The organism is Rummeliibacillus pycnus (genome assembly GCF_044359855.1).
Classification (GTDB): domain Bacteria; phylum Bacillota; class Bacilli; order Bacillales_A; family Planococcaceae; genus Rummeliibacillus; species Rummeliibacillus pycnus_A.
In genome coordinates, this window is record NZ_CP132291.1 from 2,357,018 (window position 1) to 2,382,217 (window position 25,200).

The following is a 25,200-nucleotide window of genomic DNA, read 5'->3' on the forward strand; positions in this document are numbered from 1 at the left end:
GTTAAAGGAGTTATCCTTTTAGAACAGCTCCATTGGATAACCATATAGTTGTTCTTGAAAGTCTTATTCAATTGGAACCCATAGTTCAATCTCATTATTTTCTGCTTCATCATAAAAGTGATATTTTTCGAAGCAGGGAGCATGCCTAAAGTTAATTCCTTTAACATTCAATAACGCTTCTAAACTTGCTGGAATGTCTTCTATTCCATGCTCCACGATTCCTACTAGATAACGGCCTGCTGAAACTAAAACTTGGTCTGGGGCGTTAATTCCTTTGACAGCACTAGACACTAATCCTGCTACATAGTGTAACCCCTCATCACCCATCGAAATACAAACGCCATAAGTAATTTTAGGTCGCAGATTCACTACATCTAATTCTTGTTCAAGTTTATTCCATTGAACTGGAATGTCTGCTCGCCCTCCGTTTTTTACTGCGAAGCCCTTTACTATAAAACCTTCTATCTCCTCGAATCGTGCGAACATCTACTCACCTCATCCAAACAACATGCTTTCAGAAACCTAAAGTCTTTATCAATTTATTTTTGATTAAATTTACCCGGTAATAATAATACTCCGATGCCAAAAACAATGATGCCAATGTATAACATATATTTAAAAATATTCGTTTCCACTATACCTAGTGGATATGCTAAGCCCACTATTAACAATACCAGCCCTAGATAAAACACGAATAGTCTCATTGGATTCTTGCCTCCATCACCTAAATGAATGTCATTTCTTAACTTCTAAGGTAATTTCGTCAATTTTGATTGTCCCGCTTCATTCACCAGAATATTTACGTACTGTTACTATTCCCAATTTACCACTAAAAAAACATTCCCTTAGAAAATTTACTTACCTGTACTTATTTCTTTAGATGATATGGCACTGTAATAATTACTACATTTCTTCTGTATAACAGCGATGTCCGGATTAGTAAGCTTGATTGGTTGTGCAATATATTATGCCACCCTTTTTTCGGTATAAATTGAGGAATGACAATGGAAACTTGGCGATTTTCTTGTTTTGCTTTGTATTCAATTTTATCAACGACTTTCGTAAGTGGTGTTATTAAGCTTCGATATGGTGAATACAAGGTCAACAACTTCACATCAGGAAATCTACGCGTCCATTTCTCTTCAAACGTATGCAAATCTTCTTTATCAAACCCTACATAGATGGCAATTAAATGCTCTGGATTAAGTAGCTTCGCATAGCTTAACGAATGTTCCACTACCTTGCTAATTCCTCCAACAGGTACTAACACAACATTCCCATCAATAGAAGGAAGTAAATTATTCAATTTATCAACACGTAGTTGCTCACCAACCAATTTATAGTGATGTTTAATACGATGAAACACGAAAATTAACGTTGGTAAAAAGATAAGGACTGGCCAAACATGATCAAATTTTGTGATAAAGAAAATCATGGCAACAACAAAAGATATAAAAGCACCTACTGTATTAATAGCAAATTTGCCAATCCAACCCTTTGGTCTTTCTCTCCACCATTTCACCATCATGCCTGTTTGCGCTAATGTAAATGGGATAAATACACCAACAGCATACAATGGGATTAATTTTTCTGTTGATCCCTGTGTCAATATGATAAGGAAAATAGCAAATACACCTAAAAAAATTATCCCATTCGAATAGCCTAAACGATCCCCTCGAACTTCGAACATTCTAGGAATATATCTATCCTTCGAAAGATTTACTGCAAGTAATGGAAAAGCAGAATACCCAGTATTGGCTGCAAGTACTAAAATAAGTGCTGTCATCCCTTGAATGACAAAGTAAAACACAGAACGCCCAAAGCTTTCTTTTGCAATTTGTGATACTACCGTTTCAGTTGGACTTGGGCCAATTCCAAAATAATATGCAAGGAAAACAATTCCTGAAAATAGAATTGCCAATAATCCCCCCATCGCCATTAAAGTCTTTGAGGCATTGATTGGTGCTGGTTGTTTAAAATTAGGAATTGCATTTGATATCGCTTCTACCCCAGTTAATGCAGAACTCCCAGAAGCAAAAGCTTTTAACAAGATAAATAAACTAATCCCTGCAACAGGAGTACCAATTGGTGCATGAAGATCTGGAGAAACCTGACCTGTCACAATTCTATAGATCCCAACAACAATTAATATAAGTAAAGATGCTACAAAAAGGTAAACCGGGTAAGCTAATACAGATGCCGATTCGGTTATTCCACGTAAATTGATAACTGTTAAGATGAGTACAAATAGAATTGACATCTCTACACTATATGCATGTAATGCCGGAAATGCTGATGTAATTGCATCTGTACCTGCTGAAACACTAACGGCTACCGTTAAAATATAATCCACTAACAGTGACGCTCCTGATACAAGCCCTGCGTTCACCCCTAAATTTTCCCTCGATACAACATAAGCTCCCCCACCATGTGGATAGGCAAAAATTACTTGTCTATAGGAGAGGATTAAAGCTACTAAAAGTACGATTACAAAAGCTGCAATCGGAATAGAATACCAATAAGCTGCAGCCCCCAAAGTCATTAAGACGATTAAAATTTGCTCAGGTCCATATGCTACTGAAGACAATGCATCAGACGATAAAATTGCAAGTGCTTTCGTTTTATTTAGCTTTTGTTCTCCTAACTCTGTAGACTTTAATGGTCTACCTATTAACATTCGTTTTAACGAAAACTTCAATTATAAACACCTTCTCCGTAAAAAATGTGTTTCTACTTCTAGCTGAATGAAAAGAAAAAGTCTACAAGCCATAACAAAAATGACTTGTAGACATAACGGTTTGCCTAGCAAGCTCCATTTTTCTTCTCCTATAACGCTTACGAGGTTAGCTGTCGGATTCGGACCATGAGTAGCCCTACCTTATTTAAGGATTCACCCCAAGTATGTAAATTATACATTCTAAATAATTGGTTTCCCCGCGAATTATACTTCAGCGACTTAGAAATATGAAACTTAATTTGTGAGGTTATACTACGCTCATTTCTCCAAAAAGTAAATACTAAAAAGCAAATAAATTTTACAAATTTTCATTTTTTTATATTCAAATTAATTCGACAGCTTAGGCTATATTCTATAAGAAGGGAACGTTAAGCTTTTAATTAGTAAATTTATCGCCATGACGACCCATTTTCGAAGTTCTCATCAGCCAAACGATACAAAAAGCGACACCTATTGAATGCACCGATTGTAGAGAATATCACAATTCACAATAATTCATTTTAAGTCCTGCACAATAAATAAGAAAAAGTCTAAATAAATCAATTCAAACCACGAACATCTTATATGAAAAAGGTTATTACCAATAATAAAACTGCATCAACTTTGCAGAATTATACAAAGTTGATGCAGTTATTTTAAATAATATTTACTTTGAAATAATAGGTTGTTCTTCAACAATAGCATGTAAGTCTTCCAAACGTTCAATTTCATACATTGGTTGAACCGAAATTTTATTCACTTTATGATGTGGATTAAACCAGCATGTATCTATTCCGGCATTTAAACCACCTTTTATATCGGATGAAAGAGAATCTCCTATGATCAAAGTTGATGATAGATCACATGTTGGGATTCGCGCAAATACATAGTCAAAGTATTCCTTCATCGGTTTTTGATACCCAGTATCCTCCGAAACAAAGATATCTTTGAATAATGGATATAAACCTGAATCCTTTAATCGTTTATATTGTGTTTTCGTTACTCCATTTGTCACAATATACAGATCAAAATGAGATGCTAAACGATGTACTAAATCAGATGCACCATCAATAAAATCATGATTTTCTGCTAATAATTGTTGATAGCGTTCACCTAACTGTTTACCATCAACTTCCTTACCATACTCTTTAAAAAGAAGACTAAAACGTGTATCAACAATTTCTTCACGAGAAATTTCTCCTCGTTCAAATGCAGACCACAAGCCACTGTTAATCTCTTTATAACAATTTTCAACTTCTTCTGTTAAGTCTAGACCATTTTCAGCAAATAGACGATGTAGGGCCTCATCCTCTGCCGCAGAAAAATCTAATAATGTATCATCTACATCAAATAATAATGTTCGATATTTGCTCAAAATAATTCCCCCCAATACTACTTATTTATAACAGAAATCAAGAGGAATTGACATAGATTCATATTTTACATTAGGAAATACATGATCCTTCTTTTTTAAGATTCGTTTCATAATCGTTCTACTGACTTTAAGTTATTCCGCTTAAATTCCATTTTATAAATATCCGGCATGGCTAACTGCTGCCAAAAAGAAAAATCAAAACGCTCATCAAAATATTGCATAATAAGAACCATTAAATTACCATGTGTACCGATTACTATTCTTTTTCCTTCATACTGTTCAAGTACTTCAAGCGTAGCTTCTACTCCGCGTTTTTGCGCTTCGATGTTAGATTCTCCTCCTGGAAATGAGAAGGATGGATCAGTCCATACTTTATAAATTGCCTCTTCAAAACTCTCTACAGGTTCTATAGTTAGCAAGCGTTCACGGAAATCAGGGTAGATACGAACATCGCTCCCAATTCTTTTAGCCACTCCTTCGACCGTTTGAATCGCACGCTTATATGGGCTGGTAATAACTAAGTCAATCGCTTCTTTAGCTAAAAGCTCTGTAACCATATCCGCATCACGCAACCCTTGCTCTGAAAGAGGTCTTCCCATTTCATCAGGCGTATAAGTCGAATGTGCATGGCGAACAAAATAAATAACCGTCATCTGTACTGTTCCTTTCAAAAAGTAGATTCATCCAAGGCTCACAATACCGAAAATAAGTTTAAAAGCATTCCTATTTTTCTTCGTCTTCTTAAAACCTTCTTTTAAATCCAAAATAATTACTGTCTTTCTTATCCAAATCCTTATATACGCCGATTGAAAATGAATAGGACCGACAATGCCCCTTTCTTCATTTTCCGTGCAGTCTTCAAACTCCGTTTCTGTACGAATAGACCACGCATTCCCGATTCCAAACTCGATAAATTTCATATTCATACTTTTCCCCATAGTCTAAATTAAGTACAGAACCATATGATATTCATCCCAGTATGTTGAATCACCGAATTTCATAGCTCTTTTTTCCGTTCCATACATTTCAAAGCCTAACGATAGATATAGACCGATTGCAGCTGTATTGGTGGTTACGACAGAAAGATAAATTTGCTCAATTCCCTTTGTTTGCTTAGCATGATGAATAGCCGATTGCATTAAGCTTCTTCCTATTCTTTTTCTACGGCCTTCTGATGTTACATACATTGCAACAATAGATGAGCGGTGTTGCAATTTACGCCCTTGTTCTCTAATTAGTGTAACAACACCAACAAGTTTTTCATTATCAAAAGCGCCAAAAGTCCAAAAGTCTCTTCGACTAAGCCTACTTCTATAGTCTTCCAACGGCTTTTTTAGTTCGTCTTCATATGTAATAGCAAAAGCTTCAGGACTATCTTGTAATGCTTCTAGCCTCAGCTCTCGGTATGCCCTAGCATCTGATTCTTTTAACAGTCTAATGTGCAAACAAATACCCCCTTTGTTTATTTAATAGCCCCTAAATATTTAGAAGATTATAGCACACCAGATTTATTCATGTAATATTTTCCATAAAAAAATAAGGCTCCTTATAAGAACCTTATTTTCTCTTAACCATAATGAGCATTAAATCTTATTCCATTGATGTTGCAATTTTCAAAGCATCAATTGGATCTTTTACTTTCTCAATCGAATACACGATGTTTTTATTTTGCCATTTAACATTATTCCCTGTTGATTTAATCGCATCTAAACGAATGGAACCATTTGGTTTTGGTATTGGTAATGTATTTTTTTCTAAATAGTCCACTGCTTGCTTCGCCAATTCAAGTCCTAGTTCTGATTTAGTTGTTCTTGTATGGGTAGCAATCGCCCAGCGACCTTCGTTCCAACTGGTCCATAATGCTCCTGCTCCTGCATCTTGATAGCCAATAATATTATGTCCCAGATTCATTTTTTGCCCGCCGACTTTACTAAAGTCTTCAAAGCTAATTTGCTCATTAGCCTTTTCTAAACTGCTGTATTTCACTACAGTATATTTAGCAATCATCGAATTTTTTGGAGCCTTCTTTAAAAATGAATCATTTACTGGTACTTCTTTATCACTTTCATAAAATACAACTGTATATTTGTTTTTTTCTATTTTTGTTGTCGCAGTTAAATACTTCCCATCTTTTAATGGAAGTTGACTTGGGAGCGACACAGGTAAATTCGTTTTTAGTTGTTTTTTAATAGACTTGATGATTTTTGCTTGATCGTTTGCATTTTTTTCAGTTTGACTATTATCATTTGGATTTGCATTTTGATTAGTTGATGAATCATCTGCAGATGCATGGGCATCTTCTGTTTGTTTGGTTTCAGTGTTGGTAGTTTCTTCGTTCGTTTCTACCTGAGCTTTGCCCTGATCTGTTTGTTCATGCTTTTCTATTGGATTATCTGTACTATTTCCAACGTTTTTCGTGGTATTTGCAGAACAAGCACTCAATAATCCCACAGCTAGCATACAACTTAAAATTTGTTTAGAATATTTCATTCGCTGCACCTCTTTTTTGTCTATCTATACTTACGCTTCCCCTTTTTATTATATCTAAACGTAAAGGAAAAGAATTACATAGAAATTAAAATATAATGACAAGGAATTTACAAACATTTATGGCATAATATCATCAAAGGAGGTCTATCATGAACTCAAAATTTAAACTAACTGAAAGCACAAAAGTCCATCTTCATAACGCGCCCGATAATTTCTTATTAGATGGCGTCACACAAGCTACAACTAAACCCTTTGATCGTGTTATTGCATTTGTCTTTTCAATCGAAGAACTAACCGCTTATTTACAATATTGCATTGATCATCAATTGGTTACTGAGCAAGGATATCTATTCTTTGTCTACCCTAAAAAAGGCAACAAAACATATGATACCTACATCCATCGTGATGCGATTTTCCCTGCTATAACAGTTGATGAACAAAAATATATTGCGGGTAGCGACTATAAATTTGCCACTCTATCTTCGTTAGATGACACATTCTCCATTCTATCTATCAAAGTTGATAACAAGCAAAAAGGGAAGAAAAAAACAGCCAAAAGCCAATGTGTCGATGATTATATCCAAATGATTCCACAACTAAAGGAAACTTTATCAACTGACCCAAAGTTACTCTCTTTTTATGAATCACTGACCCCAGGCTATCAAAAAGATTGGGCACGTTACGTATATAGTGCCAAAAGAGAAGACACACAAAAGAATCGACTAGAAGAAATGAAGGACATTTTAGGACAAGGATTTAAAACAAAGGAACTTTTCCGCCAAGCACAAAAGAAAAATTCGTAAACAAAAGGGGAATGTCATATGAAAGGCGCCAAAGCATTTCTAATGTTCCAAGGACAAGCAAAAGAAGCAATTGAACAATATCAAGAATGGTTTACGGACCTCTCACTCATTAAAGTAGCATATATGCCTGATTCAACTCAAGTTGCAATGGCAGAGCTAGATTTCAAAGGCTATCGGATTTTAATGAACGATAGTACTATAAAACATAATTTTGACTTTACACCTTCTTTCTCACTTTTTATCGTATGTGAAACAAAAGAAGAAATTGAACGATATGCTACAGTAGTTTCTGATGGTGGTATGACACTGATGGAATTAAACAACTACGGTTTCTCTGAATTATTTACTTGGATACAGGATCGTTTCGGTATTTCGTGGCAATTCACATATAATCCTCTAGTCTAAAAAGAAGAAGGCTACCACAACTTTATGGTAGCCTCCCTTCTAAAATCCATATCAACCCAAAAATCAAATCTGCGCCAAACCACTTACAATTGAGACTCCACCGAATCCAACGCAAAACAATCCAACTGTTTTCAAATTTCTTTTCGAAGACTTTTTCACAATAAAAATAATGCCTAAAAAAATCAGGATGATACCTAAAATAATATTACCCAAAAAAAATTGAGAAGCCATATTATCAAGGGTATTGTCTATATATCTTTCAATTTTTTGTTCCATATCTGTTAGACCTCCATACAGCAATTTTTTTTCATTACAATGCTTGCAACAATGATTCCAGCTATTATTGTTATTTGTATCCCTCCAAATGCCAGAAATTTAACTTACATACATATATATGTATGTATTTTATCAAAAAAATAAACTGCCTTATGACAGTCTATTTAAATTGCAGATTTCTTTATGAAAAGTTTCAAGAACTCTTAGTATTTCTTCATCAATAATTGGTAGGCCAATACCGTTAAACAATTCCTGTAAGTGTTTTACCTTTTTCATGTATTCTTCTGTATCTACTGAAAAAATAATTGGGCTCAACCAAATATTTGTCAGTAGCATAAGAGTTTCAGCAGCCTGCTTTGGGTAGTGGATGGAAAGTGAGCCATCCATCACGCCTTCTTCAATAAACGATTGTATATCAGGAGCTCCTGTGTTGATACAGTCCTTTAATTGGTTGGCAATAATTTGAGGGCTTTTTAAAATAGTTGGAATAGACTTGATTGCATCAAGCTGCCCTTCATTAGTAAAGGATAGCATTAAAGCACTTTTTAGTTTTTCTAAACCATTTAATTCAGTCATTTTCTTTGTTTTTTCAAACGGATTATTTTCTAAAGCCAATCGATCGAGAACTGCATTGATAATATCTTCTTTAGAATTAAAATGATGATAAAAGGCACCTCTAGTCAAATCACCTAATTCATCAACAATATTTTGAATTGTCGTCTGTTCCCATCCTTTTTCAAGGAAAAGTTTAGTTGCAGTATCTAATATACGCTGTTCTGTTATTTCTGGATGTTTATTGCGTGGCAAAATACCACCCCTTTTACATACATTTATATGTATGTATCTTATTATTTAATTATTTGTATGTCAATAGAAAAAATTGAAATATATAGTTAAACTTGACCAGAACACCATTACTCGTCTTCGTAAGACCAATATCAGTAGAGAAGACCTTAAAATCTTTAGAACTTAATTTCTATTATTGCATTTCTCTTGTTGGACCCATAACACCTGGTACTGGTAATCCAGCTTGACGTAATAATACCGTCATTTGTCCACGATGATGTGTTTGATGGTCGATTAATGCACGTAAAAGCTTACCGCGCAAAGTTGGCCCACCGAAACCATTTACCTCTTCCAACAAATCCGCATCAGTTAGTTTTGCTACTTCTTTTTTATAGGCTTCTGCAAGCTGTTCATAAGCATCAATGATTTCAGCCATATCTGTTGGCATTTCTTGATTGCGCCCTGGTCCAGGTACTTGAAGTTCAGCCAAATGGCCAAATGCTGCACCCACACTAACAAGGTGCCACGCTAACCAACCTAGTGTATTATGCCCTTCTACAATGGACTGATTAAACTTATCATTTGTAATAGCTTTAAATACTTTCAATGTTCCTAATGAAGAAACTGTCCAATCTTCTAGAAAATCCTCTACTTTACGATACATACATTCCACTCCTATATGAATATAATTTTATTTTTTTATACCATTTAAATTACTCTCTCCATGTGTTAAGTGTAATTTTAGGCTAAAGCATTTTGAATATGTGCTAGGTGATGTTTACCATGCCATGCATAAATGCCAATACTCTTTTCCACCGTTGTCATGCCTGAAACAGGATGAAGGAATGTTCTTTTCAACTGTCCTTCAGTTAACTTTTGAAGCAAATAAGCCCATCTCTCATGAAGGCTTTCGATAAGATGTAATGATACAGTTATAGGCAAACTGTAATCCGGTAGCTCTGCCCATTTCGCCTCTTCATAGGGTTTAATCGTTGGCATTTCCTCTGTAATGGCAAGTTTCATTCGAATATAAGCATTCATATGGCTATCCGCGAGGTGATGCACAAGCTGGCGTACTGTCCAGCTATTTTGGCGATATGTCCGATTGAAATCTTCTTCGCTTAAATCTTTAACAACTTCTTTTAGCTGTTGTGGTAAATAGTAGATTTCTTCAATCCACTGCGCAACTTGTTCTTTTGAAATAATATCATCATATTCGAACTGTCCAATTGGGTATCTTTCATTGATCATTTATCTTTCCCCTCTCTTTCTAGCTTTAATATCTCTAAAATCTCTTAACCATATCGAGTATTGCAATATAGCCTTTAAATTCTTCCGTATCAAGATAGGATTGTGTATAATTCTTCTGTAAAATGCTTTTCCAATCAGGTCGATTTCCGTACTTCCTCTTTAGCATGTCTATACACTCTTTTCTATTTTCACTAATTATACACCATTGTATTTTCGTGAATGATAAATAACTAAAAATTCAGAAACAAAATAGGCTATCTTAGAAAGAGATTTTCTAGACAGCCCTTTATCGAAGTAATTATCACTTCAATTCTATTTATTTAATAAGTAAACTCTAGTTTTTCTTTTACATATCTAATTTAGTCTTCTACACTTTCACTAGTTGATACCAAAAATATAACTGAGTTTAGCACGAAGAATATAAAGGGCTTCATAGCGATCTCTAGACCTTGTCCAACCATTAAGTGTGTGGATGTAGCTCCAACCATCACAACTGCTAATGCTCCACTAGAAATTGGCACAAAACCTTTCTTCCAAAAACCTATTAATAAACCTATAGCTGATGTTACTTCAACTGCTCCTACCCCATACATGATGATCTTTCCATAGCCATACACTTCAGTAAAATTTTCTACATGAATTGGATTGGCAGTTAACTTCATATAACCAAAATACATAAACGCAAGACCCAGCAAAAATTGAATTAGACCAAATGAAGACTTCTTTAAAATAGCAGCTCCTCCTTTATCATATATTACTTTCTACTACATATCATAGTCTCGTAGTATTACGTTTAGAAGTAGATTTATCAAAAAGTCATAGATTTCAAAATAGAAACTAATTTTATATTTTATTGAAGACTGGCTAATCATTTTTTAAGGGGGGATCGAAAGAATTATGCTTATATATCTGCCCTTATTTATTTCCTTTGGATTTATACTTTTTCATGTAAGTGTAAGTATGAAGAGAATCTTATGCTTAGTTTTGTTGCCACTTTTGTTTATACAATATTCGTTTGTTGGATTGGTCCTCATTATGAGTTTACTTTTATATTAGGCTTAATCTGTATAATGTTTTGGTTAATGTTCTTAGCTGTCTTCATCACACGTTCTCATTACGATTAAATAAAAGTTTGCTTTAATGATTTTAAAAAGGATAAAAATCCCTCTAATAGAAATCATCAGAACGCTTCCCTTTTATTTAAAGCTAACGTTAATACGTTGATTGCATCCATTACTTCTTTCATATTTTCTTCATTGTTCATATTGTTTCTAGCATGAAGAAGAACTGGTCTAACTGATTCTACGGAACGGCCGAAATCGTACATCCAGTCATATCGCGGAACCATCCATGTGTGAAAATGATGTGTTGTATCTTCGTTATAAAAATAATAAACGTATTCGATTCCTAAGACTTCTCTTTGAGCTTTTCTTATCTTAGATAATAAGTAAATATAATCAATTTTTTCTTCTTCCGTTAATTCATCAAAGCATTTAATGTGACGCTTAGATGCTAAAATAACTAAACCTTTAATCGGATAAGCAACGTCTTGATGCGCATGAAAATATTTAGTTTCTGTTATGACACCTCCATCAGGCATAATCTTTCCACTTGTAAGTGCACAGCTTAAACATTCTACTTGAACAGCTTTTCCATTGGATAAAATGATTTCTCTCATAGTGACCTCCATTAAAATGATTTCATTAACAATGATATATTTCCGCAATTTATAATCATTTAAAATCTATATGTATTTTGCTTATTTTATTATCGTTAACTTTTACCATTTATGTATCTTTTTTATTTAAAATAGCATAAACTAATGTTATTAGTTAATTAACGAATTAAATTAGTTTTTTTGGAGGGAGTACGTAATGAAAATCAATAAAAATGATTATATATTTCAATTGTCTTTTATGCCTCGAGTATTTCCGGTGAACTGTTATCTGATTGAAGAGACGGATCGCCTTACTCTAATTGATGCAGGGCTTCCTTATAGTGCAAAAAGTATTATAAAAACTGCACAAAAGATTGGAAAACCTATAGCAAATATCGTTTTGACGCATGCTCACAATGACCATGTAGGTTCCTTGGATGCATTAAAAGCTTCATTGCCAAATGTTCAAGTAAGTATTTCTGCACGTGATGCACTCTTGCTAAAAGGAGATACAAAACTTTTAGAAGATGAGCCTTCTTCTCCAATTCGGGGAGGGATTCCAAAGAAAATTCAAACGAAGCCAGATATATTGTTGAAAGATGGGAATCTGATAGGTTCGCTCGAAGTCGTTACTGCTCCAGGGCATACACCTGGCTCCATTGCATTATTGGATACTCGTAATGGTAATCTAATCGCTGGGGATGCTTTTCAAATAAGAGGTGGAATAGCAGTTTCAGGTGTTTTAAAACCTTCCTTCCCATTTCCTGCACTCGCTACTTGGAATAAACAAGTTGCGATCGACAGTGCAAAAAAACTAATGGACCTAAATCCAAGTTTACTAGCTGTTGGACATGGGCAAATGATTGAAAAACCTATACAAGCGATGATGCAAGCAATCGATGATGCTTCGCGATCATTAGCAACCAAATAATAGGAAGTGAAGAAAAAATGGCCCCTCGCATGAAGATAGATTTTAATATTGTACTTCAAAAAGCAACTGACATCATTGATGAAAAAGGGTTAGATGAACTATCTCTGAGTTTATTAGCTAAAGAATTGCAAATCCGTCCACCTTCCTTATACAATCATGTGAATAGTCTTTCAGAATTGAAACAGGCTTTAGCTATTCAAGGGCTTAAAAAGCTTTATCAATACATGTTACATGCTGCAATAGGAAAATCAGGAGACGATGCAATCCGCAAAATTAGTGAAGCGTATGTTCAATTTGTACGAACACACCCAGGTCTCTATGATGCTACAACTCGATTTCCAAATCCTGAAGATCCAGAACTACAGCATCATCAACAATTAATCGTTGATCTAGTGATGCAAGTTCTTGAAGCCTATGATTTACAAAAAGAAATGGCAATTCATATGGTTAGAGGATTACGTAGTATTCTGCATGGTTTTGCGTCAATCGAACACATGGGTGGCTTTGGGATGCCATTGGATATTAATGAAAGTCTATCTATTTTAATCAATACTTTTATTGAAGGAATTCACTCGATAGCTTAATGTTCTGAAGACTAAATAGAAAGAGGTCATGAGAATGGTCTTGTTAGCAATTCTTGAGATGATGAACTTAGGATTACGATTTATATTAGAACTTACTGGTCTTATACTTTATGGTTACTGGGGATTTCAAACGGGGAATACCCCTATTCAAAAAGGGATACTCAGTATTTCAATTCCTTTAATCATCGCAGTTATCTGGGCTTTGTTTGGTTCTCCAAAAGCCAATATTCCTCTCCCTGCAACTGCTCATTTCATATTAGAAATGATAATTTTCTTATTGCCCGTCCTGTTATTAATTAGCTTAGGAAAAGTAGCAGTAGCGCGTGTATACGGAGGAATATTCATACTAAATAAGATATTACTTGTATTTTGGCATTCATGAATAATAAATACTTACTTACAACATTTAATAACACTTTGAATCTATATAATTCAAAGTGTTATTGAAATGGATAATAATCATTTTTTGAAGCTGTTTTCTTTTATAAAGAAGAAAAAGACTGAATAGTCGCCTTTCTATCGGGACTTTCACTAATCGCTGATATGACCGCAACTCCATCTGCTCCTGCTTGCCGTACTTCATGTGCATTTTGCTCTGTAATTCCACCAATCGCAACAATTGGGAAATCAGGATATATGACTCTTGCTTGGTGTAAAAATGTTACACCTGCTGGCTTTTTCGCATCTGGTTTTGATTTTGTTTCATAAATTGGTCCAATGCCAACATAATCCGCTCCACCTATCACTGCCTTCTCCATTTCCTCTTTCGTATGCACAGAGATCCCTACAATTTTGCCTTTAAATTTTGTTCGAATTGCTTCAAGAGCTATATCATCTTGTCCTACATGCACACCATCTGCATTAATCTTCAAAGCAAGATCAACATCATCATTCACAATAAAAGGAACATTGTAACTCTTACATAACATTTGACACGCTATGGCAAAGTGTTCTAAATCATAACCTTTTAACGCATCCTCTCCTTTTTCTCGTAGTTGAAAAATAGTTACTCCTGCCTTTAATGCTTCCTCAAGTACCTCTATGGGGCTATCAATACAATTTGATGTTCCCATAATAAAGTAAACAGCTAAATCAGTTCGCTTCAATGATTGTCACCTCGCAAACTCCATTTTCCTTTTTATATGCAAAGTGATTCGTTGGGCCATGGCCGTGTCCGATATTTAAAGGATTTTGTATCGCTAATTGTACAAATTTCTTGGCTTCAATAATCGCGTTACGTAAATCATAACCCTGACCTAAAAATGCTGTTATTGCAGATGAAAATGTGCAACCTGTTCCATGTGTCTGCTTTGTATCAATACGCTTCGTTTGCATTGAGAATGATGTGCCATCTTGGAAATAAACTGTATCAATCGCTTCTTCACCTTCTAAATGACCACCTTTCATCACAACGCTAACAACGCCCATATTAAGAATAATCTTTGCAGCTTTCTCTATATCTGCAGCAGTTCTGATCGTGTTCCCACTTATTACTTCTGCTTCTGGAATATTTGGCGTAAGTACAGTAGCAAGTGGCAATAGCGAACTTTTCAAAGCTTTGATGGCTTCTAATTGAAGGAGAGATGCACCACCTTTTGCAATCATGACTGGATCAACAACAAGCCGGATGTCTTTATCCTTTAAGCTTTGAGCAACGCCTTCAATTATTTCTGCAGAAAAAAGCATACCTGTTTTGGCAGCTTTTACAGGTAAATCTCTCATTACCACTTCAATTTGTTGCTGTACAAATTCAGCTGATGAAGGGAAAATCCCTTCTACGCCTAATGTATTTTGTGCAGTTAGTGCGGTAATAGCAGATGTACCGAAAACGCCTAACTCTTGAAATGTTTTTAAATCCGCTTGGATTCCTGCACCACCACCGCTATCCGAGCCAGCTATCGTCATCACAATATTCATCATTGTCCACCTCTAGAAATCTCATGCAATGCATTTAACACTTCCACCTGGAAAGAGCCTAGTAAATTTGCTGATGCCGCACGCTCTGCAACAGCTTTATAATCTTGTAATACATCATGAAGAACAGTTAAAGGATTGCCTTCTACAGCTAATGCCGCACTACAAACGGTACTAAGTAAGCAGCCTGTTCCTGTCACCTGCGTCATTATTTCATTGCCTCCACCAATGGTATGAGTTTGCTCGCCATTTGTTAAGATATCTGAAGGGCCCGTTACAATGACAAGACAATGATATTGACGTGCTACTTGTTTCGCTACTTGTTCAACATCGATTTCTCCTTCTCCACTGTCTACACCTTTTGCTTGCCATTTAACACCTGCAATACTTGCTAGTTCCCCGGCATTACAACGGATTAAGTCAAATTTCACTGCTTCCAGTAATTCTTGAACCGTTTGTTTACGAAATGCTGTAGCACCTACACCAACAGGGTCAAGGACAACGGGTATTTCTTTCTCGTTTGCTTTACGACCTGCGAGAATCATTGCTTCCTTAGTTCGACTGTTAATCGTTCCAATATTAAGCAATAATGCAGAGGCATTGGATACCATTTCTTCGACCTCCGATGCTTCGTCTGCCATTACAGGTGAAGCACCAATTGCAAGAAGCCCATTAGCTGTAAAGTTCGCTACAACATAATTCGTAATACAATGGACAAGAGGACCTGTCATTCGAATTTTAGATATACTCATAATTGACCACTTCACCTTTCCAATCTTCTAAAGTCCAAGGCATTTCCCAAAACTTCCATTCATAATAGCAACTTTTTTTGAAATGAGATTTCAATAAAGATACTTTTTCAGGTTGTTCTTTTGCAAATCGATTCATCATCGACTTTTGCAATTCAATTTTTTCTTTATAATCCGGATCACTGTACATCGTAATCCATTCTTCATAGAGTTTGACACCTGGTTTGGCGTCTTTGTATTTTTCTCCAATTTCTTGATACAACCAAGGGCATGGGAACATGGCTGCAAAGGCTTCAGCAACATCACCATTATGAGCTGCATTATACATATGACTAACGTAATTGTATGCGGCTGGTGCAGGTTCAAATGTTTCTAATTCTTGTTCAGTTACACCAAGCTCATGGAAAACTGTCCGATGCAATTCAAGCTCAGCTTCATTAATATGACGCGCTGTTTCTAAAAAATAAGCGATATCCTCATTCGTAATTGCCTTTGATGCAGCAATCGCTAACACTTTTGTATAATGCTTTAAATAATAAGCATCCTGCATCATATAAAATTTGAATTTCTCAATTGGCAGAGTTCCTCCAACTAATCCCTTTACAAATGGATGTTCAAAACTACCTTCCCAATAAAAAGCTGTTTCTTTTCTTACCTCTTCACAAAATGTCATCCTAAGTCCTCCTTGTAGTGGACGTAGACGCAAAAAAGTCTCCATGCTAAACATAGAGACTTCATAGTGAATATTGCTCCCTACGTCAGTATTAACTGTCAGGTTCTAAGGGTCAGGTTTTAACCTTCTCAACACAAAAGTGTCCCCCCGCACAAAAATATTTGGTTGGTAACAAAAAAGCTCTCCAAATCGGAGAGCTACTGTACAAAAATCATGCATTATTATGCTATGTACTTTGCTCCCTACGTCAGTGTTAACTGTCAGGTTCTAAGGGTCAGGTTCTACCTTCTCAACGCATAAGCGTCCCCCCGCAAATATTTAAGTTGCTTTTATCGTAGCATTTCTTAATCAACTGCTCAAGGATAAATTTACCTATTACTTATCGTTAATACCAGAGGTGTTCATTAAAACAATTCTCCATCCATCAGGATCTTCAATGGTAACTCCTAATTCTCCCCAATAGCCATTCTCTGGTCTAACCGTATCATAGCCCATACTTTTTAATCGATCTGTAATTTCTTCAATTTGTTTACGATCAGGCATATAGAAGACTAGAAGATTATCATTTGTTGGAGCTGGACAAGGACTACCATCTATGTGTTGAGTAAATTCCAAATGATAGTCAAAACCAGGAAGGCCAATCATTACCCCTGTATATCCCCTATGTCCCTCAAATGAGCCAATCTTTTTCAACCCTAATCCTCTACAATAGAACTCTACAATCTTGTCAAGTTGATCTGTAGGACGTGCAACCCTAATTTGAGCTACTTTCATCTCATTTGGCCAATTTCTTTCCATTCCTTCATCCCCTTATTTACACTCTAAACTTACTAATTACTACCATAATTATAACAAGAAGGTAATCGAACATACCTTAAGTAATTAGACTGAATCTGAATTAAACCATTTAAGTCGATATTCCATTTTGGAATTAATACACCCTTTATCAGTCATATCTCTACTATCAAATTCTCTGTTATGCTCATCTAAAGGAGATGATCAAATGAGTGAATGGAATGCAGTTTTATATGATCAAAAGCATGATTTCGTTTCAAAATTTGGCGGGAGTTTAGTCGAATTACTAGCACCGCAGAAAGGGGAAACTATCTTAGATTTAGGCTGTGGTACAGGAGATTTAGCAAGTGAAATCGCAAATCAAGGAGCGATTGTGCATGGCATAGATGCATCGGAAACAATGATTCATCAAGCACAAACAAAATATCCACAAATTCAATTTTCTGTACAGGATGCTACACAAATTGATGCACATCATCAATTCGATGCAGTTTTCTCCAACGCCGCTTTACATTGGATCAAACAACCTGAAATGGTTGTCCAAAATGTTTACAATGCTTTAAAGACAAATGGTCGTTTTATTGCTGAGATGGGTGGGAAAGGAAATATTTCTTCAATCGTAAATGCCATTAAACAAAGTATGGATGAATTGGGTTATACGTATATTGAGGATTATTTTCCATGGTACTTTCCAACTGCAGAGGAATATAGTGAATTATTACAACATGCAGGTTTTCAAGTAAAGATGATGACAATATACGAACGCCCAACGCCACTCATTGGAGATGATGGCATCAAAAATTGGCTTCAAATGTTTAGTGATAACATTTTTCAGCATTTGTCTGAATATCAAAAAAATAGTGTTGTTCAATTATGTGAAAAGATTTTAAAACCTCAGCTTTATAAAGAGCATACTTGGATTGCTGATTATTGGAGACTCCGTTTTGTTGCAGTTAAATAGTCGAAAGGAAAGGCATTTCTATTAATTTGAAATGCCTTTCCTTTATGAAGTGACACTTCCATCAGTGGGGGTTTTACAATCCGGTAATGAGGTATAAATTTCCTTACTACTTTCTAAAAAAGCCTGAATATCACTAGATATGTATTTAGAAATAAAGTAAGTTTGCGAAGTGATATGTTGAAATAAATTTAAAGACCGGATACAAAGTGTGCCTTCTTCTCCCTCTTTTTGCACAATACTTTGTGGTAAAAATGCAATGCCCAGTCCTTGCTTAACAAAGTTTTTGATAACTTCTGTTTGGTTAACTTTCATACTTTTATGTGAAGGAAATTGGCTTATAAGCACATGTTGGACGGCTTCCCAATAAGGTGCGTACTCATGTGTTAAAATTGTCTCGCTTTTTAATAATTCGGCTGGCTCTACTTCACTTCTAGAGGGTGAGATGACTAATTGAATAGATTCATCAGCAATCATTTCAATTTGTAAATCACGTGTAGTTTCTATTTTCGATAGACCGATATCAATGGCACCACGATAAGCAGCTTCCGCTATTTCATTTGAATTTAATAATTCAATCGATAACTGAATATGAGGTTTATTTGCATTAAAATGCTCGATGATCCTAGGCAAAGTTGAGTTGGCAATCTGTGGGGCTACACCAATTGTTAAATTAGACGTATAACCTTCCAAAAAGTCTTGGGTACTTCTTAGCGAATCATCAAGCATTTCAATCAACTTTTCAGCTTTTCCAAAGAAGTAAGCACCCGCTATATTTAACCGTACTTTTTTACCACTTCGTTCAAATAAGAGTGTTTTTAGTTCTTTTTCTAAATGGTGAATATGTTTTGTTACAGTCGATTGTGTTAAAAAGCGTTTTTCTGCCGCTTCCCCGAAATTCTCTGTTTTGGCTGCAACTAAAAAAGTCCTTAACCATTCAGTTTCCATAAGCACTTCTCCCATCAACAGTATTCAAACTATAAAACTTTTTGAAGCTCAATTTCATCTCTAATTGGAATACCGTCATTTCCTACAAGCGGAATTTCTGGTTTGTATTTTCTTGCTATTTGTACTGCATTGGGGTAAACCTTTGTTAAATGGTATCCTCTCTTTTGGTAAAACTTTAATGCATGCAAATTATCATTTGTCGTAATTAACGTAACGAGTTTGCAGCCCTTTGCTAGAGTTGTTTTTTCAACCTCTTGAACAAGTATTGTGCCAATTCCATGATTCTCTTCGATGCTATCTAAAGAAATAATCTCACATTTTTCACCTCGAAGAATATATGTGATGAGTCCAATGATCTCGTGTTGATCATTAAGAAAAACATATCCATCTAATTGGCTGCAATCATATATCCCTGATGAAATAACCATTTCTGTAGTTCCCCAATGTTGAATAAAGAAGCTGATTACCTTTATCTTTGGATATTCTTGGAGTGAAGAAATTTTCATATAGTTATTCCCCTTCTATCATTCTGAATATTAAATCTATTTCTATTGTAACAAATCCCCTTTTTTGATAGTAACGAAATAACTTTTCATCTTCTCCTCTAACCTCAGGAAAAATAATACTTGCGAAGTTGGATGTTTTTCTTGTGAAATTAGATAATTTACTTGCAACTTTGTCTTTACTTTCATAACTTAAGGCTTTCCCAAGAAGCTGCCTTTCCCTCAAATAAAAATGCATAAAAAATAAACCAAGCAATATAAAAATGACCCCTGCAATTGACAGGAGCCATAATCTCTTAGATATCAATTATTAAATATATAATTTCATCCAATTCATAAAGTTATCGACTACTGAATCTAAGAATTTTACTGTACCTTCATCTGTTAAGTTTCCTTCAGCATCAAATTTAGTATGAGCTGCACCTACATACACTTCGTTTCCTTGTAGGACAGGTGAGCCTAGACCAGATGCAAAAAGAATATCACGTAAATGCATTTGTGCTTTTACTGTACCAAGATTACCCATTGAAGCTCCCATAATCCAAGATGGTTTACCAATCATGACTTTGTCCACTCGTGATAACCAGTCAATAGTATTTCCTAGAACACCTGGGATTGATGAATTATATTCTGGTGTTACCCAAAGAACAGCATCCGCTGCTTTAACTTTTGCTTTAAAATCAAGTACAACTTGAGGTGCATTATTTTCGATATCTTGATTATACATAGGGATATCATTTAAGCTCAGGATTTCTAAGTCAAATTTATCAGTATAATGATGTTGTACAAATTTTGCTAATTTCAGATTATAAGATTCTTTACGAATACTTCCTACAATTGCTACTACTTTCATTATCGTTACCCCCTAAATGGAATTATGTATTTCAATTTAAGAATATTATTAATTCGAGATAATATCAAACTATTAGCTTTTCATTAAAAATCCTCCGTATTTTAGCTAAAATTTTTTACACACTAAAAGAGTAAGGAATTTTTTATTCCCTTACTCTAAACATTAGTGTAGTGTTATTTTTTAATTCGTGGACTTACGTCTCCCATTAGCTCCGAAATGGTTACAAATTTATACCCCTGCTTTTGCAGTACAGGCAATATTTGTTCTAGCGCTTTAATGGTTTGCGTACGATTGCCGCCTCCATCATGGAATAGAATAACGTCACCAGGGGTTGTACCTTTCAATACTTTTCTTACAATTTTTCTAACACCTGGGCTTTTCCAATCTTGTGTATCAAGATGCCAAGACCAAATTACGACTTTAAAACCACTCTTTTGTGCAGTGTTAATCATTTCATCTGTATAAATGCCACCGACAGGTCTAAATAGTACTGGAGAATAACCGGTAATACCTTGAATAATGTCATTTGTCTTTTTTAATTCATCTACCAATTTCTTTCCTCTTGCTTTAAATGGATGGGAATATGTGTGATTTGCAAGTTCATGTCCTTCATCATACGCTCTTTCAATAATCTTTGGATATTTCTCAGCACTTCTCCCTAACACAAAAAAGGTCGCTTTTGCATCATATTTTTCCAATAAGTCTAAAATTTCGGGTGTATACCTTGGATCTGGACCATCATCAAATGTTAATGCGATCACTTTTTCTTCTGTTTGAATATCCCACAATACCTGTCCAGTCTGCTCATAATAGTACCTTCCCTTATCCGCAGCATTACTAAAGCTTGCGTAAAAAATGGAGATGACTAAAACGCAAACAGTCAAAATTATTATTTTGTTTCGTTTCAAAATATCACCCCCAACTTTTTTTGCTTTCTAAAGAACATTGATGACTTTAATATTTGCTGAACACGATAAATTATGCCTTCAAAACCGTTTACATTTATTGTTTTGGAAGCATTGCCAATTAAATTTTTATAAATAAAAAATCTATTTTGAGTGACAATAATCTTCAAAAGGATTTGCATATTGATAATTCCTCCACTATAATAACTGTAAATTCAGAAAAAAGCGTTGATAAGGGAAAGTAAATGAGGGAATAATTATAGAGAGCTTCTGACGGTGGAAATGGAGCATTTTGAACCTGGTTGAAAATGGCCTTTGAGCTGCGTATCGAAAAGCGAAGCTGAGTAGAATATGCCGAGATGACACTCGTTACAACGGGAACAGTATCTCTTTTAAAGACGTACTGATAGAGGCAAATAGTGTGAGCTATTTGTAAAACTAGGTGGTAACACGATTATACTCGTCCTAATCTTTCATAGATTAGGGCGTTTTTTATTTTGGCTATTCACGCTAAATGCACAACCCTGAGCTTTACTCAATCCCCTATTAAAGCAAAACTTTCTAGCGCGTTTTTTAAATTAAGGAGGAATTTCAAATGACTATAGTTATTGGTGGCGCTTGGCCATATGCAAATGGCTCTCTACATTTAGGACATATTGCTGCACTTTTACCAGGTGATATTTTAGCAAGATATTACAGACAAAAAGGCGAAAAGGTCCTCTATGTTTCAGGTAGTGACTGCAATGGTACACCGATTTCAATCAGAGCTAACCAAGAAAATACGACACCTGAAGCCATAGCAAATCGTTATCATCAAGAGTTTAAAAACTGCTTTAAACAACTTGGTTTTACTTACGATTTTTATACCCGAACGGATGCGAATCATCATCATCAGTCTGTGCAAAATATATTCAAGCAATTACTTCATAATGGTTATCTATATAGAAAAAGAATTGAGCAGGCATATTGTGAGCATGACAAACAGTTTTTACCTGATCGATTTGTTGAGGGAATTTGTCCAAATTGTGGGGCAAAAGCTCGCGGAGATCAATGTGATCATTGTTCTACGATACTTGATCCACTCGATTTAATCGATAAAAAATGTAAAATTTGCGGAAATGAGCCTATCATTCGAGAAACGGAACATTTTTACTTTGCGTTTAGTCGCTTTCAACATGCATTAGAAGATTTTCTTCAGATGGCTGAAGAAGAACATCGCTGGCGTGATAATGCGATCCAACTAACAAAACGTTATCTTGCTGAAGGTGTACCTGACCGTGCAGTTACGCGCGATTTACCAAATGGCATCTCAGTCCCAGTTGAAGGTTTTGAGGGCAAAAAAATTTATGTATGGATTGAAGCCGTTGCAGGTTACTTAACAGCCAGCCTTGAGTGGGCAAAACAACATGGAGAAGACATTGAAACTTGGTGGAATGATCAAACAATTTCTTATTATATTCATGGAAAAGATAATATTCCTTTCCACTCTGTTATTTGGCCATCCCTATTAATGGGAATTGGTAATCAAGCTTTACCTACTCATATTATTTCAAATGAGTATCTGACTTTAGAAAAACGCAAGCTTTCAACAAGTCAAAATTGGGCAGTTTGGGTGCCTTATATTTTAGAAAAATATAATCCGGATTCTTTACGCTATTTCCTTACAATAAATGCGCCAGAAAATCGAGATACCGATTTCTCATGGAGAGAATTTATCTATAGTCATAATGGTGAATTGCTTGGTGCTTATGGAAACTTCGTCAATAGAACACTTAAATTTATCGAAAAATCATTTGAAGGTAACATCCCAGTAGGTGTGATTGATTTAGAAATTCAAAATCAGACCCTAAAACTCTATACCGAAGTGGGAAGACAGATCGAGGATGGACATTTTAAACGAGCTTTAGAGGAAATTTTCGAATATATTCGTCGTGCCAATAAATTCTTCGATGAAAAGCAGCCATGGATTCAAATAAAACAAAACCTTATCGAAGGAAAGAATACATTATATACATGCTGCTATATTATTTTGAACCTATCTCAACTCTTACAACCATTCTTACCCTTCTCAACTGATAAGATCAAAAAAATGTTAGGTATAGATGTAATTGAATGGAAAGAGCAAACGAACATTCCACCTCGTATTAGTCACGTCATCCCACTGTTTGAAAGATTGGATACCTGTTTAATAGATGAGGAATACAATCGTTTGGTGAATCATTCGAAATAAAGAGCATACTCATATACAAGGTGTATTTATTCGAATAATTAGATAGGATTTATATTTCGGAATTTACATTTTATTATGATAATATAATCAAAGGAAATAATAATTGGGGGTAGAGGAAATGTTATCTAATTTTGAGGGAAATCTGTTGAAATATGCGAAACTTTTAGTAGCGAAAGGAATCAACGTTCAACCTGGTGATTGGGTGAAAATGACAATTACTGTTGACCAAGCCCCTTTAGCTCGTTTAATTACTCAAGAGGCCTATGCATTAGGTGCAGAAAAGGTCATTGTAAAGTGGTCTGATGATGAAATAAGCAAGCTTCATTATTTACATCAACCTGTAGAAGTATTGACTGATATTCCAGAGTACGAAATTCAAGAGTCCGAAGATCATGTATTAAATCATCATGTAAGTCGTCTTTCAATTGTATCAAGTGATCCTGGGTTGTTAAATGAAGTAGATCCTACAAAAGTAGCTGCTTATCAAAATAAGGCTGGTAAAGCATTCATTGCACAACGTAAGGCAACTCAAAATGACGATTTGAAGTGGACTGTTGCAGCGGCGGCTGGAGCTGGTTGGGCTGCACACGTATTTCCTGACTTAGCTACATCAGAAGAACAAGTTGATGCATTATGGGATCAAATCTTCAAAACTTGCCGTGTCTATGAAGAAGATCCAATCGTAGCTTGGGATGAACACAAAAAAACATTAAATGAAAAAGCAGCTAAATTAAATGAAATCCAATTTGACGCATTACACTATACTGCTCCCGGTACTGATTTAACTTTAGGATTGCCAAAGAACCACATTTGGGCTAGTGCAGAAAGTTACAGTCCAAAAGGCGATGAATTTATCGCCAATATGCCGACAGAAGAAGTATTCACTGCACCAGATACACATCGTATGGAAGGTGTTGTACGTAGCACAAAACCATTAAGCTATGCCGGTACATTAATTGAAGGTATTGAAGTGCAATTTAAAGACGGTAAAATCGTGGATATTTCCGCTGAAAAAGGCGATGAAACTATTAAAAAATTAGTCCATGACAATGAAGGTGCAACAGGTTTGGGTGAAGTCGCCCTTGTCCCAGATCCATCGCCAATTTCTCAATCTGGCATTACATTCTTTACAACACTTTATGATGAAAATGCATCTAACCATTTAGCAATCGGCTCAGCTTACCCTACTACGATTCAAGGTGGTACAAAAATGAGCCAAGAAGAATTGCTTGCACATGGTATGAATACTTCTACCGTTCACGTTGACTTTATGATTGGTTCTGACAAGATGGATATAGATGGTATTAAACAAGACGGTACAGTTGTTCCAATCTTCCGTAATGGAGATTGGGCATTCTAATAAAAGAATTTCTTATTGCCTAAAATATAGATTTCAAA

32 protein-coding genes, 3 riboswitches and 1 other annotated feature are annotated in these 25,200 nt (G+C 35.3%); of the genes, 8 read left to right on the plus strand and 24 right to left on the minus strand.

Translation table 11 applies throughout. The annotated features are described in order from the left end of the window. Positions 1 to 63: 63 nt before the first annotated feature. The 8 genes from Q8X41_RS11480 to Q8X41_RS11515 all read right to left on the minus strand — a co-directional run bounded on the left by Q8X41_RS11480 (position 64) and on the right by Q8X41_RS11515 (position 6,581). Positions 64 to 486, minus strand: coding sequence for a GyrI-like domain-containing protein (locus Q8X41_RS11480; protein WP_397536478.1), 423 nt, complete (start codon positions 484 to 486; stop codon positions 64 to 66). Between the two features lie 53 nt (positions 487 to 539). Further along, complete coding sequence (locus tag Q8X41_RS11485) at positions 540 to 704, minus strand: hypothetical protein (protein WP_397536479.1); 165 nt, start codon at positions 702 to 704, stop codon at positions 540 to 542. 164 nt (positions 705 to 868) lie between these two features. After that, positions 869 to 2,698 (minus strand): APC family permease, encoded by a 1,830-nt coding sequence (locus Q8X41_RS11490; RefSeq protein WP_397536480.1) that lies wholly within the window; start codon positions 2,696 to 2,698, stop codon positions 869 to 871. Between the two features lie 118 nt (positions 2,699 to 2,816). Then, a riboswitch (cyclic di-AMP (ydaO/yuaA leader) is annotated at positions 2,817 to 2,964 on the minus strand. A 419-nt stretch (positions 2,965 to 3,383) separates the two neighbouring features. Then, on the minus strand, positions 3,384 to 4,091 hold the full coding sequence (locus Q8X41_RS11495) for a YjjG family noncanonical pyrimidine nucleotidase (RefSeq protein ID WP_397536481.1): 708 nt from the start codon (positions 4,089 to 4,091) through the stop codon (positions 3,384 to 3,386). 107 nt (positions 4,092 to 4,198) lie between these two features. Next, complete coding sequence (locus tag Q8X41_RS11500; protein ID WP_397540255.1) at positions 4,199 to 4,744, minus strand: histidine phosphatase family protein; 546 nt, start codon at positions 4,742 to 4,744, stop codon at positions 4,199 to 4,201. Positions 4,745 to 4,771: 27 nt separating this feature from the next. Beyond that, positions 4,772 to 5,011 (minus strand): DUF3977 family protein, encoded by a 240-nt coding sequence (locus tag Q8X41_RS11505; RefSeq protein WP_397540256.1) that lies wholly within the window; start codon positions 5,009 to 5,011, stop codon positions 4,772 to 4,774. Between the two features lie 21 nt (positions 5,012 to 5,032). Next, complete coding sequence (locus tag Q8X41_RS11510; protein WP_397536482.1) at positions 5,033 to 5,536, minus strand: GNAT family N-acetyltransferase; 504 nt, start codon at positions 5,534 to 5,536, stop codon at positions 5,033 to 5,035. A gap of 145 nt (positions 5,537 to 5,681) precedes the next feature. Next, the gene (locus Q8X41_RS11515; protein ID WP_397536483.1) at positions 5,682 to 6,581 is read right to left on the minus strand and encodes a hypothetical protein; all 900 of its coding nucleotides are present in this window, start codon (positions 6,579 to 6,581) and stop codon (positions 5,682 to 5,684) included. 149 nt (positions 6,582 to 6,730) lie between these two features. Here Q8X41_RS11515 and Q8X41_RS11520 point away from each other — a divergent pair, with 149 nt between their 5' ends. Both Q8X41_RS11520 and Q8X41_RS11525 read left to right on the plus strand, forming a co-directional pair. Continuing rightward, on the plus strand, positions 6,731 to 7,384 hold the full coding sequence (locus tag Q8X41_RS11520) for a YdeI/OmpD-associated family protein (protein ID WP_397536484.1): 654 nt from the start codon (positions 6,731 to 6,733) through the stop codon (positions 7,382 to 7,384). Between the two features lie 18 nt (positions 7,385 to 7,402). Next, positions 7,403 to 7,789 (plus strand): VOC family protein, encoded by a 387-nt coding sequence (locus Q8X41_RS11525; RefSeq protein ID WP_397536485.1) that lies wholly within the window; start codon positions 7,403 to 7,405, stop codon positions 7,787 to 7,789. Positions 7,790 to 7,852: 63 nt separating this feature from the next. On the opposite strand, the gene Q8X41_RS11530 is transcribed toward Q8X41_RS11525, so the two are convergent. The 6 genes from Q8X41_RS11530 to Q8X41_RS11555 all read right to left on the minus strand — a co-directional run bounded on the left by Q8X41_RS11530 (position 7,853) and on the right by Q8X41_RS11555 (position 11,780). Further along, a complete protein-coding gene (locus tag Q8X41_RS11530) occupies positions 7,853 to 8,065 on the minus strand; it encodes a hypothetical protein (protein WP_397536486.1) in 213 nt (70 codons plus the stop codon). 150 nt (positions 8,066 to 8,215) lie between these two features. Next, entirely contained in the window at positions 8,216 to 8,872 is a 657-nt protein-coding gene (locus Q8X41_RS11535) for a TetR/AcrR family transcriptional regulator (protein ID WP_397536487.1), read from the minus strand. A gap of 172 nt (positions 8,873 to 9,044) precedes the next feature. Next, the gene (locus Q8X41_RS11540) at positions 9,045 to 9,515 is read right to left on the minus strand and encodes a DinB family protein (protein ID WP_397536488.1); all 471 of its coding nucleotides are present in this window, start codon (positions 9,513 to 9,515) and stop codon (positions 9,045 to 9,047) included. A gap of 77 nt (positions 9,516 to 9,592) precedes the next feature. Continuing rightward, positions 9,593 to 10,102 carry a YfiT family bacillithiol transferase gene (locus Q8X41_RS11545; protein ID WP_397536489.1) on the minus strand — a complete coding sequence of 170 codons (510 nt, stop codon included), beginning with the start codon at positions 10,100 to 10,102 and terminating at the stop codon, positions 9,593 to 9,595. Between the two features lie 359 nt (positions 10,103 to 10,461). After that, positions 10,462 to 10,797 carry a DoxX family protein gene (locus Q8X41_RS11550; protein WP_397536490.1) on the minus strand — a complete coding sequence of 112 codons (336 nt, stop codon included), beginning with the start codon at positions 10,795 to 10,797 and terminating at the stop codon, positions 10,462 to 10,464. 485 nt (positions 10,798 to 11,282) lie between these two features. After that, positions 11,283 to 11,780 carry an HIT family protein gene (locus Q8X41_RS11555; RefSeq protein WP_397536491.1) on the minus strand — a complete coding sequence of 166 codons (498 nt, stop codon included), beginning with the start codon at positions 11,778 to 11,780 and terminating at the stop codon, positions 11,283 to 11,285. 196 nt (positions 11,781 to 11,976) lie between these two features. Between Q8X41_RS11555 and Q8X41_RS11560 the strand changes: the two genes are divergently transcribed. The 3 genes from Q8X41_RS11560 to Q8X41_RS11570 are packed head-to-tail and all read left to right on the plus strand — an operon-like array spanning position 11,977 to position 13,656. Further along, positions 11,977 to 12,690 (plus strand): MBL fold metallo-hydrolase, encoded by a 714-nt coding sequence (locus Q8X41_RS11560; RefSeq protein ID WP_397536492.1) that lies wholly within the window; start codon positions 11,977 to 11,979, stop codon positions 12,688 to 12,690. A gap of 29 nt (positions 12,691 to 12,719) precedes the next feature. Beyond that, a complete protein-coding gene (locus Q8X41_RS11565; RefSeq protein ID WP_397536493.1) occupies positions 12,720 to 13,274 on the plus strand; it encodes a WHG domain-containing protein in 555 nt (184 codons plus the stop codon). Positions 13,275 to 13,308: 34 nt separating this feature from the next. Further along, positions 13,309 to 13,656 (plus strand): YrdB family protein, encoded by a 348-nt coding sequence (locus Q8X41_RS11570; RefSeq protein ID WP_397536494.1) that lies wholly within the window; start codon positions 13,309 to 13,311, stop codon positions 13,654 to 13,656. Between the two features lie 100 nt (positions 13,657 to 13,756). On the opposite strand, the gene thiE is transcribed toward Q8X41_RS11570, so the two are convergent. The 5 genes from thiE to Q8X41_RS11595 all read right to left on the minus strand — a co-directional run bounded on the left by thiE (position 13,757) and on the right by Q8X41_RS11595 (position 17,408). Further along, positions 13,757 to 14,380 carry a thiamine phosphate synthase gene (gene thiE / locus Q8X41_RS11575; protein WP_397536495.1) on the minus strand — a complete coding sequence of 208 codons (624 nt, stop codon included), beginning with the start codon at positions 14,378 to 14,380 and terminating at the stop codon, positions 13,757 to 13,759. After that, entirely contained in the window at positions 14,367 to 15,191 is an 825-nt protein-coding gene (gene thiD / locus Q8X41_RS11580) for a bifunctional hydroxymethylpyrimidine kinase/phosphomethylpyrimidine kinase (RefSeq protein WP_397536496.1), read from the minus strand. The genes thiE and thiD overlap by 14 nt, the downstream gene beginning before the upstream one ends. Continuing rightward, the gene (gene thiM, locus Q8X41_RS11585) at positions 15,191 to 15,940 is read right to left on the minus strand and encodes a hydroxyethylthiazole kinase (RefSeq protein WP_397536497.1); all 750 of its coding nucleotides are present in this window, start codon (positions 15,938 to 15,940) and stop codon (positions 15,191 to 15,193) included. The genes thiD and thiM overlap by 1 nt, the downstream gene beginning before the upstream one ends. After that, entirely contained in the window at positions 15,927 to 16,610 is a 684-nt protein-coding gene (tenA, locus tag Q8X41_RS11590) for a thiaminase II (protein ID WP_397536498.1), read from the minus strand. Before tenA ends, thiM begins: the two co-directional genes overlap by 14 nt. A gap of 60 nt (positions 16,611 to 16,670) precedes the next feature. Next, positions 16,671 to 16,769: riboswitch (TPP riboswitch) on the minus strand. 63 nt (positions 16,770 to 16,832) lie between these two features. After that, positions 16,833 to 16,930: riboswitch (TPP riboswitch) on the minus strand. Positions 16,931 to 16,985: 55 nt separating this feature from the next. Beyond that, the gene (locus Q8X41_RS11595) at positions 16,986 to 17,408 is read right to left on the minus strand and encodes a VOC family protein (RefSeq protein WP_397536499.1); all 423 of its coding nucleotides are present in this window, start codon (positions 17,406 to 17,408) and stop codon (positions 16,986 to 16,988) included. A 205-nt stretch (positions 17,409 to 17,613) separates the two neighbouring features. On the opposite strand from Q8X41_RS11595, the gene Q8X41_RS11600 reads away from it, so the two are divergent. Continuing rightward, positions 17,614 to 18,366 (plus strand): methyltransferase domain-containing protein, encoded by a 753-nt coding sequence (locus Q8X41_RS11600; RefSeq protein ID WP_397536500.1) that lies wholly within the window; start codon positions 17,614 to 17,616, stop codon positions 18,364 to 18,366. A gap of 42 nt (positions 18,367 to 18,408) precedes the next feature. Here the strand turns inward: Q8X41_RS11600 and Q8X41_RS11605 are convergent, their stop codons facing one another. The 5 genes from Q8X41_RS11605 to Q8X41_RS11625 form a co-directional block, all read right to left on the minus strand. Continuing rightward, on the minus strand, positions 18,409 to 19,311 hold the full coding sequence (locus Q8X41_RS11605) for a LysR family transcriptional regulator (protein ID WP_397536501.1): 903 nt from the start codon (positions 19,309 to 19,311) through the stop codon (positions 18,409 to 18,411). A gap of 29 nt (positions 19,312 to 19,340) precedes the next feature. Beyond that, positions 19,341 to 19,817, minus strand: coding sequence for a GNAT family N-acetyltransferase (locus tag Q8X41_RS11610; RefSeq protein ID WP_397536502.1), 477 nt, complete (start codon positions 19,815 to 19,817; stop codon positions 19,341 to 19,343). 4 nt (positions 19,818 to 19,821) lie between these two features. Further along, on the minus strand, positions 19,822 to 20,070 hold the full coding sequence (locus Q8X41_RS11615) for a hypothetical protein (protein WP_397536503.1): 249 nt from the start codon (positions 20,068 to 20,070) through the stop codon (positions 19,822 to 19,824). 54 nt (positions 20,071 to 20,124) lie between these two features. Next, on the minus strand, positions 20,125 to 20,667 hold the full coding sequence (locus Q8X41_RS11620; protein ID WP_397536504.1) for an NADPH-dependent FMN reductase: 543 nt from the start codon (positions 20,665 to 20,667) through the stop codon (positions 20,125 to 20,127). Positions 20,668 to 20,840: 173 nt separating this feature from the next. Continuing rightward, positions 20,841 to 21,575 (minus strand): polysaccharide deacetylase family protein, encoded by a 735-nt coding sequence (locus tag Q8X41_RS11625; RefSeq protein WP_397536505.1) that lies wholly within the window; start codon positions 21,573 to 21,575, stop codon positions 20,841 to 20,843. A 216-nt stretch (positions 21,576 to 21,791) separates the two neighbouring features. Then, positions 21,792 to 22,043: a binding site (T-box leader), on the plus strand. A gap of 124 nt (positions 22,044 to 22,167) precedes the next feature. On the opposite strand from Q8X41_RS11625, the gene metG reads away from it, so the two are divergent. Both metG and Q8X41_RS11635 read left to right on the plus strand, forming a co-directional pair. Then, a complete protein-coding gene (gene metG / locus Q8X41_RS11630; RefSeq protein WP_397536506.1) occupies positions 22,168 to 23,802 on the plus strand; it encodes a methionine--tRNA ligase in 1,635 nt (544 codons plus the stop codon). A 118-nt stretch (positions 23,803 to 23,920) separates the two neighbouring features. Further along, the gene (locus Q8X41_RS11635) at positions 23,921 to 25,162 is read left to right on the plus strand and encodes an aminopeptidase (protein WP_397536507.1); all 1,242 of its coding nucleotides are present in this window, start codon (positions 23,921 to 23,923) and stop codon (positions 25,160 to 25,162) included. The last annotated feature ends 38 nt before the right edge of the window (positions 25,163 to 25,200 follow it).